We start from the raw sequence: 15,609 nt of genomic DNA, 5'->3' as shown, positions 1-15,609 counted from the left end.
GAGAGGCTTATAGGAAACCTTCGATTAAGAAAGGGCAACTGCTTCGAGTGACTCTTCTTTTTTCACAATAGGTCCCATTGCGTTTGTAATGATTTGTTTGATATCCTCTAGTGTTGCTTTACGAGGATTCGTCTCAGCACACACATCTAACAATGCATTTTTTGCTAGGATCTCAATATCCTCATCTTTTGCACCTAATTCACGGAAGCCACTAGGAATATTTAAATCTTGTGATAACTTCTCAATAGCTGTAATAGCCTTTTCAGCGGCATCGCGCTTACTTAAACCTTCCACATTTTCTCCTAATAATTCAGCGATACGAGCAAAGCGCTCTGTACGTGCTGTTACATTGAATCGGCAAACATGTGGCAATAAAATAGCATTGCACACGCCATGCGGTAGATTATAGAAACCGCCCAATTGATGAGCAATTGCATGTACATAGCCAAGTGATGCATTGTTAAAGGCCATTCCCGCTAAAAATTGTGCATATACCATTTGTTCACGCGCTTCTATATCAGCTCCATTTGCATAGGCACGTGGTAAAAATTCAGGAATCAGTTGAAGTACTTTTTCAGCACATGCATCTGTAATTGGTGTGGCATTCGTAGAAACGAATGATTCGATGGCATGTGTTAATGCATCAACACCAGTTGCCGCAGTTAGAGCAGGAGGTAAGCCAATCATAAGCTCAGGGTCATTAATGGACAGTAATGGTGTTACATGCTTATCAACAATGGCCATTTTCACTTTACGTGCTGTATCTGTAATAATGGTGAAACGAGTCATTTCACTTGCAGTGCCTGCAGTTGTATTGATCGCAATTAATGGCACAAGTGGATTTTGTGATTTATCAACGCCTTCATAATCATGAATGCGTCCACCATTCGAAGCAATAAGTCCGATACCTTTTGCTGCATCGTGTGCGCTACCTCCTCCAAGAGAAACAATAGAATCGCAGTTTTCAGCATGATACACTGCAATGCCATCTTCAATGTTTTGATCTGTTGGATTTGGTTCTGCTTTAGGGAAAATTGCTACATCAATTCCAGCAGCTGTAATGATATTTGCAATTTGTTCTGAGAGACCTAATTTGTGTAGGCCCTCATCTGTTACGATTAATGTCTTTTTCACTTCTAAATCATTTAAGCGCTTACCAACTTCTTGAATTGCTCCAGGTCCAAATAAGTTTGTTTTCGGCATAACAAATTGCTTTAGAACGTCTGACATATTTCCAACCCCTTTTAAAAAATTATTATTGCTTGAATGATGGTGAACCACCTTTCGCAATTCATCGTATTCTATTTTTTGTTAAAGTTCAACTCGTATTTTTATTAAAATTGTTAATTTTATTCATGTTATTATTTTACAAAAAAGTTAAGGGATCAAAGAAGGTGTGAAATGTTGTTTTGTAGTAGAATATTTAATTTAATAAGGTTTGAAAAATATTTTACTATGAAAGTAAAATATATTTTTTGGAAAACAGTTCTATTTTGATGACCTGTTGAATAGTAAATAACTGATATTTTGTTTTTATTATTAAGGTAGTGATTATGTTATTTTGAAACTATGTAATTACTATTTTAAAGTACATAAAATTGTCACAATATGTGGGGATAATTATTGTAGGTTATAATAATTAAGGCAATGCGTCTGCACTAAAAAAGTAGTGGCTTTATTTTGAAGAAATTTGTGGAAATAAAAGTTCTTGCCTTCGATTAAATTTATAGTTAGAATGGTTGATAGTTAGATAATCTAATTAAAAGGTGATTCAATGACAAAAATTAAGAAAACGTACACGAATGAAGATGATTTGCCAGTATTAGGGGTAGAGCCGTATATTGAACTGATTCAGACATCTTCTGCCAGTGATACAAATCAAGAAGATGCGAAATTGGGATTAATATTGTTATGGTTAAGTGATCATGTTTTAGATGTAGTAGACAATGAGTTAGCTCCTTTTGGAATTACAGAAAGTAAATTAGACTTATTACTATTGCTGACACTACATGGAGAGAGACGTGCGACTCCGTCTGCTTTAGCTAAACGATTGGGCATTACGAGAGCATCCGCAACGTCAATGCTTGATTGGCTAGAAAAGAGAAATCTTGTTGTACGGAATCATAGTAAAGAAGATCGGAGGAAGATCTATGTAAGTTTAACGGATGAAGGTCGTATTTTTATTGCTGAAGTTTTACCGACTTATTGGTCGTCATGCGCTTCTAATGTAAGCGATTTGGAACCTGATGAACGACAAGTATTTGAGAAGTTAGTGAGTAAATTATTAAAATCTATACAAAGAAAACTAAAGGTGGAACGTTAAACTGTAGCTATATTGATACAGTTTAATTTTCAGTCATTTAATTAGATTATCTAACTATAAGTTAATCGAACTAAAAAGGGTGATTTATTTAATGAACATTGTAATTTCAGAAAATCGCACAAATTATGCTTTAATGACAACTATTTTATCCTGGACAGGTATGGTAGTGATGTCGAGTCTTTATTTAACAATACCGCTGATTAGTGTATTCAGTGATTATTTTAATATTTCATTGACTAAAGCGGGCTTTACATCAAGTGTTTTTTCACTTGGATTTGCACTAGGGTGTTTTTTCTATGGTGCGATATCAGAAAAATATGGACGTAAAAATGTCATTGTATTCGGGCTTTTTTCATTAAGCATGATAACGTTACTTCTAGGTTTAGTTAATGATTTTTCTTTTATCCTTCTATTAAGAGGATTACAAGGGCTCGCGGCAGCTACATTTTCACCCGTAGCGCTTGCTTATACTCTTGAGGTTTTTCCAAATGATCGAAAAGTTGGGACAGTTGGTTTTATCAGTACGGGATTTCTTGTAGCGGGTATAGTTGGGCAGGTGTTTAGTGGATATGTAAGTGAACATAGTCATTGGCACGTCATCTTTTATGTGCTTGCTGCAGTGTATGTTATGACTGCTTTGCTAGTCATGTGGATCTTACCGAAGGGAATAATTCAGAACGAAACTAAAAATATATGGGCTCCTCTGAAGAGAGTCGGTATTATTTTCACCAATAGAAATTTGATATTTAGTTATCTCATTGCGTTTGTATTATTAATGTCATTTGTCAGTATGTACATTATTTTAGGTGCATATTTAACGAGTGATTCCTTTGGTATGAAAAGTCAGAACCTCATTTACATTCGTGGCTTTGGGATAATCGGAATGGTTATGTCACCATTTGCAGGGAAATTAGCAAAGCGTTTTAATGTGCTGTTTGTACTGAAAATGGCCTTATCTCTATCGATTATCGCACTAATCCTGATGAGCTTTATTTCAACTATAGCTGGTTTAACGATCATTAGTATTTTATTTGTTAGTGGGATTGCACTTGCTGTTCCTTCATTAGTAACACTTGTTAGTCAGTTAGGCTGGAATATGGGAGGGATTGCAGTCTCGATGTATACAGTCATTTTATTTGCTGGAACAAGTGTTGCACCGTTCATATCTGTTTATTTGATACAATCTGGTAGCTTTGCTGTAGCCTTCCTTCTTCTTGCTATAACACTTAGTACGGGATTAGTCTCTGCACTAATGATTAAAAGCGGAAAAAACGTAGGTTCGAATTGATTGTCATAGGAATTAGGATAAAATGGTGAAACAATAAAAAAAGCCCTGAAACCTTGATATACAAGGGATTTCAGGGCTTTTGTTGTCATTAACGAGAGTAGTACTCTACGATGAATGATTCGTTGATTTCAGCTGATAATTCAGAACGCTCTGGAAGGCGAGTGAATGTACCTTCTTTTTTGTCAGCATCGAATGTTAAGTAGTCAGGTACGAAGTTGTTTACTTCGATAGCTTCTACTACTACAGCAAGGTTTTGAGATTTTTCACGAAGAGAAATCGTTTGACCTGGTTTTACGCTGTATGATGGGATATCAACGCGTTTGCCGTCTACTAAGATGTGACCATGGTTAACTAATTGACGAGAACCACGACGAGTACGAGCTAAACCTAAACGGTAAACTAAGTTGTCAAGGCGAGTTTCAAGAAGGATCATGAAGTTTTCACCGTGAACACCTTTCATTTTACCAGCACGGTCAAATAGTGTACGGAATTGACGTTCGTTCATACCATACATATGACGAAGTTTTTGTTTTTCTTGAAGTTGTAAACCGTATTCTGATAATTTTTTACGTTGGTTTGGACCGTGTTGACCTGGTGCGTAAGGGCGTTTTTCGATTTCTTTACCTGTACCGCTTAGTGAGATACCAAGACGACGTGATAATTTCCAAGATGGACCTGTATAACGAGACATATTGTTGTCTCCTCCTTTAAATTTGGTTTTTTTGTTGTAAAACAAAAACCAGTAGTACCCGTTCTTACACGCATTTTATTTTCATGTACTTTCGCCTATGCAGCCGTTAGGTTACGCAATACACCATCTAATTTTCATTACTGAGAATCTCAAGTAGTTGTATATCAGAAAATAGAGGAATAAAATACAATCATAAGCTTATACCACTGCTGCGTTTATTTTACACAACCTCCATTGTAACTGCTTAGGATAAGGACGTCAATTATTTGCTTTTAAAAATTTGTAAAAGAACATAGTAGGAAATTCCTCACTATCTATTTTAAATGATATAGGAATAGTTAATGATACGCTGTGTAATGTAAATTGTAAAAGTAAGGGATAATTACATAGTCAAAATGACACAAATTATGTATAATATATTATAAGTTAATAGTAATTGATTTGGACGTTATATAGAAAAGGTGATTTCATGACAGACCATTTACAAACGCTAAAATATATAAAATCTGATGTTTTGAGCTTTTGGGTGAGTTCTTATGAAGAACAAACTAGTTTTAATGGGTATTTTTGTTCATTGAAACAGTTTCTAAAGAAGCGCTTGAAAATTGACAATGCTGCTTTTCTCAGTTTTGAAGGTAATTCTTTAATACCTATTGAAGAGATGGCTTCATTAACAATTGAAACAAAGCTAAATGCTGTGTCATGGCTGATGATCGAAGCTAGTTTTTATCAACAAAAAGTAGTGAAAATTCCTTATATATTAAAAGCAAGACAAGCCTATTCAATGATGACAGATATGGTGCTTTTCCAAGCAGAGGGCAAAAATCCCATTGGTGTATTACTTGTGGAGGCAACAGAGTCTTGGACAGACTTTATGACCTCGGAGTACGGTGAAGAGTGTATAGAAATACTTTCAAAGGTTCTTCAAATGATTAGAGACAATTTAGATGTCAAAATAAATGAAGACCAATATAGAAAACTATATAACATGACTGATTTATTTCATTCAACAATGGATATTGATTTAATTTTAGAAAATGTATTAAAAAATATACGGGATAATTTCCCTGAATTTAATGTGGAGCTGATATTATCGAATGATCAAGATCGACACACGACCATCGATATTAAGCTTTTTGATTATTTATCTGAAAGACCTGCTACAATTGAAGCCTTTGTATCAGGAGAGTTAACGACAGAGTTAGCGAGCGATTTAAATTGTCGGTTGTTAAATGCACCTATTAAGGGCAGGCAAGCTATCTATGGCATCTTGCAAGTAAGTGCTCCCACGACTTATCTTTTTTCAACAACTGAAAAAGATTTTGTACGGATGCTGGCGCAAGCGTCAGGAAATGCTCTTGAAAATGCAAAATTATATCATCAATCGCATCGCCTCGTAAGTGACTTACAGCTCATTAATGAAACATCGCATCGTTTAAATATGCGAATTGACATTCATGAAATGTTACTTTTCCTACAAAAGCAGTTACTGAAATCTTTTCAGCCAATGGAAGTTTGTTTCGCATTTAAAAAACACGATACATTTGAAATAACAGGTGCAAGTACCTCCTTGTTCCATTCAGAAAATGGTCAAAGTTATATAAAACATGTTGAACAGCATTTTGCTCAAACGAATGATCCACTATTTGTTGCCGATTTCAGCCGTCTAACTCCTAATCAAATTGAGTATCGTTCTATTATGGCGATTCCTATACTTATGGAGGAAAAGATTAATGGTTTTAGTATTGTCTTACATAAAGAGCCATATTTCTTTTCGTTCGATAGTTTCAAATTAATGCAATCTTTAATTCACCATTCATCATTAGCCATTGCAAATTCAATTTTACGAACACAGCTTCAGGAAATGGTCGATTTGGATCATTTAACGAAACTATATGCTCGCAGTTACCTCGATCAGTTTGTAGAAAAATCACTTGAATATGATCAATCTGGTATGTTTTTGTTAATTGATATTGATAATTTTAAACGTATAAATGATACGTACGGTCACCAAGTTGGAGATAAAATTCTTGTACAGATTGCGGTTCAATTAAAAGAGACGATTGGAAGTCGTGGGATTTGCGCAAGATGGGGTGGAGAAGAAATGTCTGTCTATGTGCCTAATATCAATGAAAAAGAAGCTTTAGAATTAGCATCAACCATTGTGAAAGTAATCCCAAGTGCCACAGATCCACAAGTTACAATTTCTGCGGGGCTTATAACATGGGATGAGCGAGATCGACCAGCATTCCAATCTGTGTTTTTACATGCTGATACAGCCTTGTATGAAGCAAAAAATAGTGGGAAAAATCGCTTTTGTACTCATAACGGTTCGTATCAAACAAATTTATAGGTTTGATGAAGCAAAATATAAATAGTTGTTTAAATAAATTACCCTGAAATGACAATATAAAACATTTCAGGGTAATTTTTGTTGTTTATTATAAATGATTGAGTAGTGTTTTAACAAATTCCTCTAAGCCATTGCGATCTTCCTCTGAAAAGCGATTCACAATAGGACTATCGATATCTAATACACCGATGATCTCACCTTGTTTCAGTAGCGGTATAACAATTTCAGACTGTGAGGCCGCATCACAAGCAATATGCCCTGGAAAATCGTGTACATCTTTTACAACAATTGTTTCTCTCGTTGCCACAGCTGTACCACAAACACCACGTCCAATAGGGATTCTAACACAGGCAGGAAGACCCTGGAATGGCCCTAGCACAAGTTCATTATCCTGTAAGAGATAAAAACCAACCCAGTTGATGTGCGTTAAAAACTGATTTAATAGAGCAGAGGCATTACTTAAATTGGCAATTTGATTGGTTTCACCAGTGAGTAGTGCATCTAATTGTTTTGATAATGTTAGATATTGGTCAGCAATGGATCCTTCGTAATTAATTTGTGTAAACATATAAGCACCTCGTTTAAAAATTATTTATATTGGTAATATAACATTATAGTGTTGATGTAAATCCTCTGCGCTATGGGCATCCGAACCAAATACATATGGTAGTTGAATAGCTTGACTATAATTGATAAAGGCAAAAGGTGGATAGGGCTCCTGACAATATTGTTTACTTAAACCAGCACTATTTAAATCTAATTCATAGCCCGCACATTTCATGCTGTCCAATACTTCTCTAATACGTCGGGCATCATCGATTTTTTCGTTGTGCGCCAGTTGGAATTTATGAATAAGTGATGGGTGCCCAATCCGTTTTGGTTTGTATGGACCAAGATCTGCTCTAATTGATTGTAGGACAGTATCATAATATAAATCATAAACCTGTTCAACAGAGCCAACTTTTTTTGAAAAATCAATAAAGCATTCAGAAGAAAAGTCGATACATACAAAGGTATCTTGCCATTTTAAAAAATGAACTGATAAAATAGCGTCATCTAAAAAATGTCCATATGTATCAAGGAGTTGACGAGTTTCTTGTTCGTAACCTTGGATATAGTCAACCTCTAATCCGATACGGATGCGAATATCCTGTGCATACCGTTGTTGCAGGTGTTGCAATTCTTCAATGTAAGGCATGAGATCATCGGGGTTCATGCCACTATCTTGTTGAGGGGTTGGATCAAAAAAACTTTTGGGCAATGGGGCGTGTTCTGTAAATGTTATATCTGTGAAATGATGAGAAATTGCTTTTTCAATATATTGGTTGAATGAGTCCGTAGTGCCATGTGGACAAAAAGGACTATGTATATGCCCATCACGTTTCATAATTTACCACTCCTTTAGCTCTATAGATACGCTATTTAAATATTTCACAATAGCGAAAATACAGTTTTCTGAAAAACACTTAAATTTTAGTACAAAAGGCGAAAACATAGTATATAATAAATACAACTAGCCAATTCGTTTATTGTAGAATAGGAGGCTTACGATGGAGTATATCATCATTCCGATTATCCTACTATTAATTTTAGCCATAGTAGGATTTATGATGCGAAGAAAACATGTTGCAATTATTGCAAAACTTGAAAATGAAAAATTACAAATACAACATAATCCTATAAATGAAGAAATTTCAAAAGTTAAATCTTTAAACATGAACGGTGAAACGGAAGAAATGTTTGAACGATGGCGCAATACTTGGGATGAAGTCATCGATGTACATATGACTAAAATCGATTCTCTTCTATTTGATGCTGAGGATCAAATTAATCGACTTCGTTTTAAAAGGGCAACCTTAATAGAACGTGAAATTGAAGATTATATTGAAAAATGCGACCAAGATAAAAATAATATTTTAGAAGAACTGAATGAATTAATTGGCAGCGAAGAAAAAAATCGAATTGAAATCGAACAATTAAAAGAATACTATCGCTCTGCAAGAAAGACATTGCTGGCTCATCAGCATTCATTTGGTGTAGCACTACCTGCATTGGAGAAAAAGCTGGAGACATTTGTTCAAAAATTTGAAGAGTTCGATGTATTGACAAATGAAGGCAATTATTTGCAAGCACGAGAAATTGTTATTAGCTTAAATCAAGAATCTCAGCAGACATTCGAGTATATTAATGATGTTCCTACTATTTTAACGGAAATTCAAGTTAAGTTACCAGGTGCGGTTCAGGAATTGCGTAATGGTCAGCGAGAAATGGAAGACCAATCTTACTATTTACAGCATTTAGAATTGACAGATGCACTTAATAAATATGAAAAAGAATTTGATGCATTAAAGCTGGACCTTGCAGAGCTTAATTTAAAAGTTGTTAAACCTCGTGTGACAGAAATTAATGAAGAAATCGATCGTTTTTATGATTTACTTGAAAAAGAGGTTATTGCTAAAAATTATGTAGATCAAAATTGTGATCGTTTATTAAGCTCTATCACCAATGTCATTTCTTCTACAAAGTTAGTGAATGATGAGGCAACGTATGTGCAACAAAGTTACCATTTAAATGAAAAGGATGCTGAAATTCCAAAAGCCGCTTTAAAACAATTGGAAGCACTGCAACGTCGCTATGATTTATTAGCCATGCGAGTTAAGGAAGAAAAATCGGCTTATTCTAGCTTACAGGAAGAGTTAATCGAAATTAGTGAAGAGCTAGAACGAATTCATGAAGAACAAGGGCATCTATCGAATACAATGAAGAAACTTCGAATAGATGAAAATAAGGCACGCGCTCAAGTCGAAAACTTAAAGAAAATATTACAAGATACCGATCGTTTATTAAACAAGGCAAATATTCCAGGGATTCCTGAGGAGATGGATGCACGTCTTGATGAGGCTGCAGAGCACATCTATGTTGTCATGCAAAGCTTGCAAGAAGTACCGCTTAATATGGGAACGGTTCATAATAATCTAAATGCAGCAACACTTTGCGTAGAGGATGTTAAAGTAAAGGCACATGAATTAATAGAAAATGTGATGCTCATTGAACGCATTATTCAGTACGGTAATCGTCACCGTGCATCGAACCCGAAATTGAACGGACGTTTAAAAGAAGCAGAAGAGGCTTTCCACCAATTCCGTTATGCGAAGGCTTTAGAAGAAGCAGGTACAGCAGTGGAAGAAATGGAGCCAGGTGCTTTAAAGCGTATTCAAGAAATGGTTGCTGAACAATTCACAGTAAAATAATTCGAATAACATTTTGAGCTGTCTAAAAAGTATAGCGATTACTTTTTAGACAGCTTTCTATTTATTGCATAGATGAGGATGTGATTCAGTGTGAAGCTGTCGATAAAAAAAATGAATGAACAGTTTGCAAGTGATATTTTACAATGGCAATATGCAGAACCTTACGATTTTTACAATAATGAGTTATCGGATGAAAATGTACAAGAAATGCTTGATCATCCCTACTTTGCTATCTTGAATAATCAGGGGGAGTTAATCGGCTATTATTGCACAGGTTTGGCAGCACAAGTGCCAAAGGGACAGGATATTGGTGCATATACAGAATGCTGTGTAGATATTGGAATTGGTATGAAACCAAATCTAACAGGTCAAGGATTAGGAACGGCATTTTTTTCGTTTATTGTACAAACAGTTCAACAAGAGCATCATCTACCACTTCGCTTAACAGTCGCCCTATTTAATAAGCGAGCAATCCATCTTTATGAAAAATTAGGTTTTGTTAAAGCGATCGAATTTAGTACGCCCACAGAGTTTATCACGATGTTGAAAAAAATGTAGGATACCAATTAAAATTTAAAGAATCGTTAAAGTTAGTGGTCAATCGCCAAAGATTGCGTTATGATAAATACCGTTAAATCAACGTTTTGAAAGTGTGTGAAAAGTTATGGTTAATACAATTTATTTAGATAATAGTGCAACAACAAAGCCTTTAAATGAGGTTATGCAGGCATTCATGGCTGTCAATGAGCAGTATTATGCCAACCCTGCTTCCATCCATGCCATGGGTGTTGAAGCAAATGATTTATTAATGCGTGCGCGTGAGCAAGTAGCAGATATTTTGCAGACAGAGGCAAAAAATGTGCTATTTACTTCAGGTGGTACAGAATCAAATAATGCAGCTATTTTTGGCATAGCACGTAGTAATACGCATATAGGAAAGCATATTTTAACGACTGAAATTGAACATCCTTCAGTGCTAGAAACGATGAAACAGCTTGAAAAAGAGGGCTATGATGTTGAATATCTTCGTGTTGATCGAAATGGTGTGATTTCTCTCGATGAGCTTCGTACTAAAATACGAAAAGAAACCATTTTAGTTAGCATCATGCATGTGAATAATGAAATGGGTGCGATTCAGCCTATAAAGGAAGCAGCAAAAATGATTCATGAAATGAGTCGTGCAGCCTTTCATGTTGATGCTGTTCAAAGCTTTGGGAAATTAGCTATATCCTTTAAAGAAGAAGGCCCAGACTGTATTTCTATCTCTGGTCATAAAATTCATGGCTTTAAAGGCTCAGGTGTATTAGCATTCCGTAAACCCGTGAGATGGCAGCCTTTTGCTCTTGGTGGTGGTCAGGAATTTGGAATGCGCAGTGGTACTGTGGCAGTTCCGCAAGCTGTTGCTTTAGCGAAAGCGGCTCGATTGGCCGTTGAAACAATGAACGAACGCACAAATAAATACCGTCAATGGCATGATGAAATTCGAGCTCAGCTAGACGGATATGGAGAAGCAGTCCATGTTTTATCGACCCCACAAGGAGCTGCGCATATTATGTCATTTAGTGTTCGTGATTTAAAAGGGGAAGTTATTATTAATGCTATGCAAAAACGCGGTGTCATTGTGTCAACATCAAGTGCATGCTCATCCAAGCAAACGAAAACAAGCCATGTAGTCGAGGCACTACACCTTGATGAGCATTATAAAAAAGGTGTGATTCGCATTAGCTTTGGCGCACATAACACAATAGAAGATATAGAAAAGTTTAAACAAGTACTTGCAGAAGTAATGTTGGAACTCAAAGGAGAAAATAAGTAAATGATTTGGAAAGAAATTTTAATTCGATATGGTGAGCTTTCTACAAAAGGCCGCAACAAAATGGATTTTATTCGCCGCTTACGTGAAAATATTCGACATGCTTTTGCTGATTTAGGTCAACTGCATATTCGTACAGAACGTGATCGTATGTTTATTGCTATAGAGGACGAAGCACAAATGCAGACGCTAATTACAGGTTTACCTAAAATTTTTGGTATTCAATCATTTAGCCCTGTAGCTGCATGTGAAAAAGAGATGGAAAGTATGAAAAAGCTCGCTATCACGATTATGGAGACATTTAAAGACGAGCAACATACATTTAAAGTAGAAGTAAAACGTACTGATAAAACATTTCCATTAGAATCTCACGCCATCCAACGTGAGATCGGTGGCTATGTTTTACCGCAATTTCAAAATTTATCTGTCAAAGTGAAACAGCCTGATATTGAGCTACGTGTAGAAGTTCGTCATGATGCAACTTATATGATGGCACAAGTTATTCCTGGTGCAGGTGGAATGCCAGTAGGATCTAATGGGAAGTCTTTATTAATGCTATCAGGCGGTATTGATAGCCCTGTCGCAGGTTATTTAATGATGAAGCGTGGTGTGCGATTAGAAGCGATTCATTTCTTTAGTCCACCTTATACAAGCCAAAATTCATTGGAAAAAGTTAAAGTGCTTGCTAATGAATTAACGAAATTTGGTGCTAGTATTCGTTTGCATGTTATTCCTTTTACTGAAATACAAGTTCTTATTAAAGAAAAAGTACCTTCTAACGTATCGATGACAACAACACGCCGAATGATGCTGAAGGTTGCTGATCAGGTGCGTGAGGAAATTGGTGCACTTGCTATTGTAACAGGTGAAAGCCTTGGACAAGTAGCGAGTCAAACGCTTGAAAGCTTAACAGCAATTAATGCAGTAACAAATACACCTATTCTACGTCCGCTGATTTCAACAGATAAATTAGAAATTATCGATATGGCTGAGAAAATCGGCACATACGAAACATCTATTCAGCCGTTTGAAGATTGCTGTACGATTTTTACACCAGCAAGTCCTAAAACAAAACCAAAGCTTGAAAAGGTGGAGCATTATGAAAGCTTCTCTGATTTTGATGAATTGATCGGGCGAGCAGTGAAAAATCGCGAGGTCTATATTTTCCCTAAGAAAGAAGAACAGCAACAAGATAAATTTGCAGATCTATTATAAGGTTTTAAAAGCCGTCTCAAAGCCCATTTTGAGACGGCTTTTTTGCGTGATTAACGGTATTCCAATAGAGGTACAATTTACCTCTAAATTTTTTGTATTAAAAATCTAATATCGCACATTCTATATTCACAAGGAGGTGAGAGACATGACTTCAAACAACAACCGCAGTTCAAACAAGCTTGCAGTACCTGGTGTACAACAAGCACTTGATCAAATGAAATACGAAATTGCACAAGAATTTGGTGTTCAATTAGGAGCTGAAGCTTCAGCTCGTGCCAACGGTTCCGTTGGTGGTGAAATCACTAAACGTCTTGTACAAATGGCAGAATCTCAATTAAAAGGTATGCCAAACAACCAATAAATGCTGATTAAGCATTTATAAACTTAAAACCAGTGACCGTAAAAGGCACTGGTTTTAGTTTGTTTATTGATCATTTATTTATACGACATAAAGACTTAAACGTAGATACTGTATGTTCAATATCTTCGCTTTGACAGATAGCTGAAATCACAGCAATACCATCAGCACCAGCTTGAAATACAGCATGTGCATTTGTACAATTAATTCCTCCGATTGCTACAATCGGTAATTCAGGATGAAGATAATGAGCCTGCTGTAAAAAAGATGTGCCACAAGGTGGTTGTGCATCACTTTTAGAAGATGTTGCAAAGATTGGACCAATCCCTACATAATCAGCTTGATGGTTAATAGCCGTTTGCAATTCGTCCTGTGAATGGACAGAAACACCAAGAATCATGTTCCCAATTCTTTTACGTGCTACTCCAACAGGTAAATCATCTTGTCCGATATGAACACCATCAGCACCGAGTCGCATCGCTAGCTCGACATCGTCATTAACGATAAAGGGTACACTATACTGATGACATCGTTTTTGACATTGGCGTGCAAACTGTTCATAGGCTAATCCAGTTAACGCATGAGGACCTTTTTCGCGAAATTGAAACATTGTAATGCCTGCTTGTAATGCCTTTTCTAGGATATAGATCGATTGTTCATGATGAGGAACATTGCTCGTACCCATAATAAAATAAAGCTGCAAATCCTCACGTTTCATGAATAATCACCTCACAGGCTTCCTTATGCTGTTGATAAGCAAAATGATTTGTGGGTCCATGACCATTTCCAATCGATAAATCATACATAATTGCTAATTGGATAAACTTTTTAGCTTCAATAATGGCTTCTTCCATAGCAAATCCTCGTCCAAGAAAAGCAGTAAGTGCTGCTGAAAATGTACAGCCAGTACCGTGCGTATTTTTTGTTTGGATTCGAGGAGATTGCATCGAAAAAGATCGTCCATTTTTGAAAAATACATAATCAATGGCATATAGTAGATCTGTTAAATGTCCACCTTTGATGATGACACATTGTACACCAAGTTGTAACAAGCTTTGAGCTACTTCTTTCATATCTTCAAAATGATGAATAGATCTCCCTGTAAGTGTCTCTGCTTCGGGTATATTGGGCGTAACAACCGTAGCAAGTGGTAGTAAAGTTGAGCATAGTGCATCGATAGCTTCTTGCTGCAATAGGCTTTCTCCACCTTTTGCAATCATCACAGGATCAACAATCAGTGGAATGTTTAGCTCACTGATCATACTTGCGATTGTTTTGATAATAGCTGAGGAATAAAGCATTCCTGTTTTAATCGCAGTTATTGAAAAATCTTCTACTAAGGCCTCGAATTGTTTTTTTATAAAGGAAACGTCAATTGGGTAAACGCCTGTTACACCCAATGTATTTTGTGCAGTTAATGCTGTAATGACAGAAGTGCCAAACACTTTTAATTCCTGAAATGTTTTTAAATCAGCCTGTATACCAGCACCGCCTCCGCTATCTGAGCCAGCAATCGTCGTTACAATATGCATGAAGCTTCACCATCCTTTGACAAACGATGTATAGCATTAAGTAAGGCGATTTGAAAATCACCGATATCTGCAGTAAATGCTGATGCTAGTACACCTGCTTTTTTATAGTAAGTAAGTGTTTCTGTTAATTGCTGGTAAGGGTTAGGTCCAACACGATAGGCAGCACCACAAATTGCGCTTAGTAAACAACCTGTACCCGTTACTTCCGTCATTTGTGGATGACCGCCAGCAATCCATTGGCTATGCTTACCATCAGTTATAAAATCACGTTCCCCCGTTACAATAACTATGCATTGATAGCGTTGAGCCAATAATGTGGCTTCTGCTTCCATAGCGATGGAGCCATGACCACTATCGACCCCCTTTTGTTGCCAATCTACACCAGCTATTGCAGCAAGCTCGCCAAGATTACAGCGAATCACAGCAAATTGTATGTTCTCAAGTAAATGTTTGACAGTTTCCTTACGATAAGTTGTGGCTCCAACTCCAACAGGATCTAAAATAACAGGAATACCAAGTGCATTCGCTTTTTTACCTGCTAATAGCATGGCGCTTTTTGTACGATCATTAAGCGTTCCAATATTAATTAATAGTGCTTGAGCAATCGCTACCATTTCCTCTACCTCTTGGCTGTCATCAGCCATTACCGGTGAGGCACCTATTGCTAATAAACCATTTGCTTGAAAATTTGCCACTACATAATTGGTGATGCAATGGACGAGTGGTTGCTGTTGACGAATTGTTTGAAATATCATTGTAGTCCTCCTCTGTGGATGGACGTAAGC

General features: G+C 36.4%; 15 protein-coding genes. 8 read left to right on the top strand and 7 right to left on the bottom strand.

The genetic code is table 11. The features are described from left to right. Positions 1 to 24: 24 nt before the first annotated feature. Entirely contained in the window at positions 25 to 1,230 is a 1,206-nt protein-coding gene (locus MHB40_RS18640; protein WP_036078383.1) for an iron-containing alcohol dehydrogenase, read from the bottom strand. A gap of 544 nt (positions 1,231 to 1,774) precedes the next feature. On the opposite strand from MHB40_RS18640, the gene MHB40_RS18635 reads away from it, so the two are divergent. Next, positions 1,775 to 2,323 carry a MarR family transcriptional regulator gene (locus MHB40_RS18635; RefSeq protein WP_342533191.1) on the top strand — a complete coding sequence of 183 codons (549 nt, stop codon included), beginning with the start codon at positions 1,775 to 1,777 and terminating at the stop codon, positions 2,321 to 2,323. Between the two features lie 91 nt (positions 2,324 to 2,414). After that, positions 2,415 to 3,611 carry an MFS transporter gene (locus MHB40_RS18630; protein WP_342533190.1) on the top strand — a complete coding sequence of 399 codons (1,197 nt, stop codon included), beginning with the start codon at positions 2,415 to 2,417 and terminating at the stop codon, positions 3,609 to 3,611. An 88-nt stretch (positions 3,612 to 3,699) separates the two neighbouring features. On the opposite strand, the gene rpsD is transcribed toward MHB40_RS18630, so the two are convergent. Beyond that, positions 3,700 to 4,302, bottom strand: a complete 603-nt coding sequence (gene rpsD / locus MHB40_RS18625; protein WP_205444994.1) for a 30S ribosomal protein S4 — start codon at positions 4,300 to 4,302, stop codon at positions 3,700 to 3,702. Positions 4,303 to 4,771: 469 nt separating this feature from the next. On the opposite strand from rpsD, the gene MHB40_RS18620 reads away from it, so the two are divergent. Then, complete coding sequence (locus MHB40_RS18620; RefSeq protein WP_205444992.1) at positions 4,772 to 6,655, top strand: GGDEF domain-containing protein; 1,884 nt, start codon at positions 4,772 to 4,774, stop codon at positions 6,653 to 6,655. Positions 6,656 to 6,743: 88 nt separating this feature from the next. Here the strand turns inward: MHB40_RS18620 and MHB40_RS18615 are convergent, their stop codons facing one another. Both MHB40_RS18615 and hisJ read right to left on the bottom strand, forming a co-directional pair. Continuing rightward, on the bottom strand, positions 6,744 to 7,223 hold the full coding sequence (locus tag MHB40_RS18615; RefSeq protein WP_342533189.1) for a GAF domain-containing protein: 480 nt from the start codon (positions 7,221 to 7,223) through the stop codon (positions 6,744 to 6,746). A gap of 24 nt (positions 7,224 to 7,247) precedes the next feature. Further along, the gene (hisJ, locus tag MHB40_RS18610; protein ID WP_342533188.1) at positions 7,248 to 8,042 is read right to left on the bottom strand and encodes a histidinol-phosphatase HisJ; all 795 of its coding nucleotides are present in this window, start codon (positions 8,040 to 8,042) and stop codon (positions 7,248 to 7,250) included. Positions 8,043 to 8,205: 163 nt separating this feature from the next. On the opposite strand from hisJ, the gene ezrA reads away from it, so the two are divergent. From ezrA to MHB40_RS18585, 5 genes are all read left to right on the top strand, one after another. Then, the gene (gene ezrA / locus MHB40_RS18605; RefSeq protein WP_342441211.1) at positions 8,206 to 9,906 is read left to right on the top strand and encodes a septation ring formation regulator EzrA; all 1,701 of its coding nucleotides are present in this window, start codon (positions 8,206 to 8,208) and stop codon (positions 9,904 to 9,906) included. A gap of 90 nt (positions 9,907 to 9,996) precedes the next feature. Continuing rightward, a complete protein-coding gene (locus MHB40_RS18600) occupies positions 9,997 to 10,464 on the top strand; it encodes a GNAT family N-acetyltransferase (protein ID WP_342533187.1) in 468 nt (155 codons plus the stop codon). Between the two features lie 106 nt (positions 10,465 to 10,570). After that, positions 10,571 to 11,722 (top strand): cysteine desulfurase family protein, encoded by a 1,152-nt coding sequence (locus MHB40_RS18595; protein ID WP_342533186.1) that lies wholly within the window; start codon positions 10,571 to 10,573, stop codon positions 11,720 to 11,722. Next, entirely contained in the window at positions 11,723 to 12,934 is a 1,212-nt protein-coding gene (gene thiI, locus MHB40_RS18590) for a tRNA uracil 4-sulfurtransferase ThiI (RefSeq protein ID WP_342533185.1), read from the top strand. A 145-nt stretch (positions 12,935 to 13,079) separates the two neighbouring features. After that, on the top strand, positions 13,080 to 13,295 hold the full coding sequence (locus MHB40_RS18585; RefSeq protein WP_036118875.1) for an alpha/beta-type small acid-soluble spore protein: 216 nt from the start codon (positions 13,080 to 13,082) through the stop codon (positions 13,293 to 13,295). 70 nt (positions 13,296 to 13,365) lie between these two features. Here MHB40_RS18585 and thiE read toward each other — a convergent pair whose 3' ends face one another. The 3 genes from thiE to thiM are packed head-to-tail and all read right to left on the bottom strand — an operon-like array spanning position 13,366 to position 15,579. After that, complete coding sequence (thiE, locus tag MHB40_RS18580; protein WP_342533184.1) at positions 13,366 to 14,010, bottom strand: thiamine phosphate synthase; 645 nt, start codon at positions 14,008 to 14,010, stop codon at positions 13,366 to 13,368. Further along, entirely contained in the window at positions 14,000 to 14,824 is an 825-nt protein-coding gene (gene thiD / locus MHB40_RS18575) for a bifunctional hydroxymethylpyrimidine kinase/phosphomethylpyrimidine kinase (RefSeq protein WP_342533183.1), read from the bottom strand. Before thiD ends, thiE begins: the two co-directional genes overlap by 11 nt. Beyond that, complete coding sequence (gene thiM, locus MHB40_RS18570) at positions 14,812 to 15,579, bottom strand: hydroxyethylthiazole kinase (protein WP_342441205.1); 768 nt, start codon at positions 15,577 to 15,579, stop codon at positions 14,812 to 14,814. Before thiM ends, thiD begins: the two co-directional genes overlap by 13 nt. Positions 15,580 to 15,609: the final 30 nt, after the last annotated feature.

It is taken from the genome of Lysinibacillus sp. FSL K6-0057, from assembly GCF_038630885.1.
Taxonomy (GTDB): domain Bacteria; phylum Bacillota; class Bacilli; order Bacillales_A; family Planococcaceae; genus Lysinibacillus; species Lysinibacillus fusiformis_F.
Note: the sequence above shows the minus strand (reverse complement) of the source record. Positions and strands in the feature narration are given on the sequence as shown.

Bases quoted from the DNA above. Each gene is read 5' to 3' on its own strand.
- MHB40_RS18585 (WP_036118875.1), top strand. From the start codon at position 13,080: ATGACTTCAAACAACAACCGCAGTTCAAACAAGCTTGCAGTACCTGGT.
- thiE (WP_342533184.1), bottom strand. From the start codon at position 14,010: ATGAAACGTGAGGATTTGCAGCTTTATTTTATTATGGGTACGAGCAAT.
- MHB40_RS18620 (WP_205444992.1), top strand. From the start codon at position 4,772: ATGACAGACCATTTACAAACGCTAAAATATATAAAATCTGATGTTTTG.
- MHB40_RS18595 (WP_342533186.1), top strand. From the start codon at position 10,571: ATGGTTAATACAATTTATTTAGATAATAGTGCAACAACAAAGCCTTTA.
- hisJ (WP_342533188.1), bottom strand. From the start codon at position 8,042: ATGAAACGTGATGGGCATATACATAGTCCTTTTTGTCCACATGGCACT.
- ezrA (WP_342441211.1), top strand. From the start codon at position 8,206: ATGGAGTATATCATCATTCCGATTATCCTACTATTAATTTTAGCCATA.
- thiI (WP_342533185.1), top strand. From the start codon at position 11,723: ATGATTTGGAAAGAAATTTTAATTCGATATGGTGAGCTTTCTACAAAA.
- rpsD (WP_205444994.1), bottom strand. From the start codon at position 4,302: ATGTCTCGTTATACAGGTCCATCTTGGAAATTATCACGTCGTCTTGGT.
- thiM (WP_342441205.1), bottom strand. From the start codon at position 15,579: ATGATATTTCAAACAATTCGTCAACAGCAACCACTCGTCCATTGCATC.
- MHB40_RS18635 (WP_342533191.1), top strand. From the start codon at position 1,775: ATGACAAAAATTAAGAAAACGTACACGAATGAAGATGATTTGCCAGTA.
- MHB40_RS18640 (WP_036078383.1), bottom strand. From the start codon at position 1,230: ATGTCAGACGTTCTAAAGCAATTTGTTATGCCGAAAACAAACTTATTT.
- MHB40_RS18615 (WP_342533189.1), bottom strand. From the start codon at position 7,223: ATGTTTACACAAATTAATTACGAAGGATCCATTGCTGACCAATATCTA.
- thiD (WP_342533183.1), bottom strand. From the start codon at position 14,824: ATGCATATTGTAACGACGATTGCTGGCTCAGATAGCGGAGGCGGTGCT.
- MHB40_RS18630 (WP_342533190.1), top strand. From the start codon at position 2,415: ATGAACATTGTAATTTCAGAAAATCGCACAAATTATGCTTTAATGACA.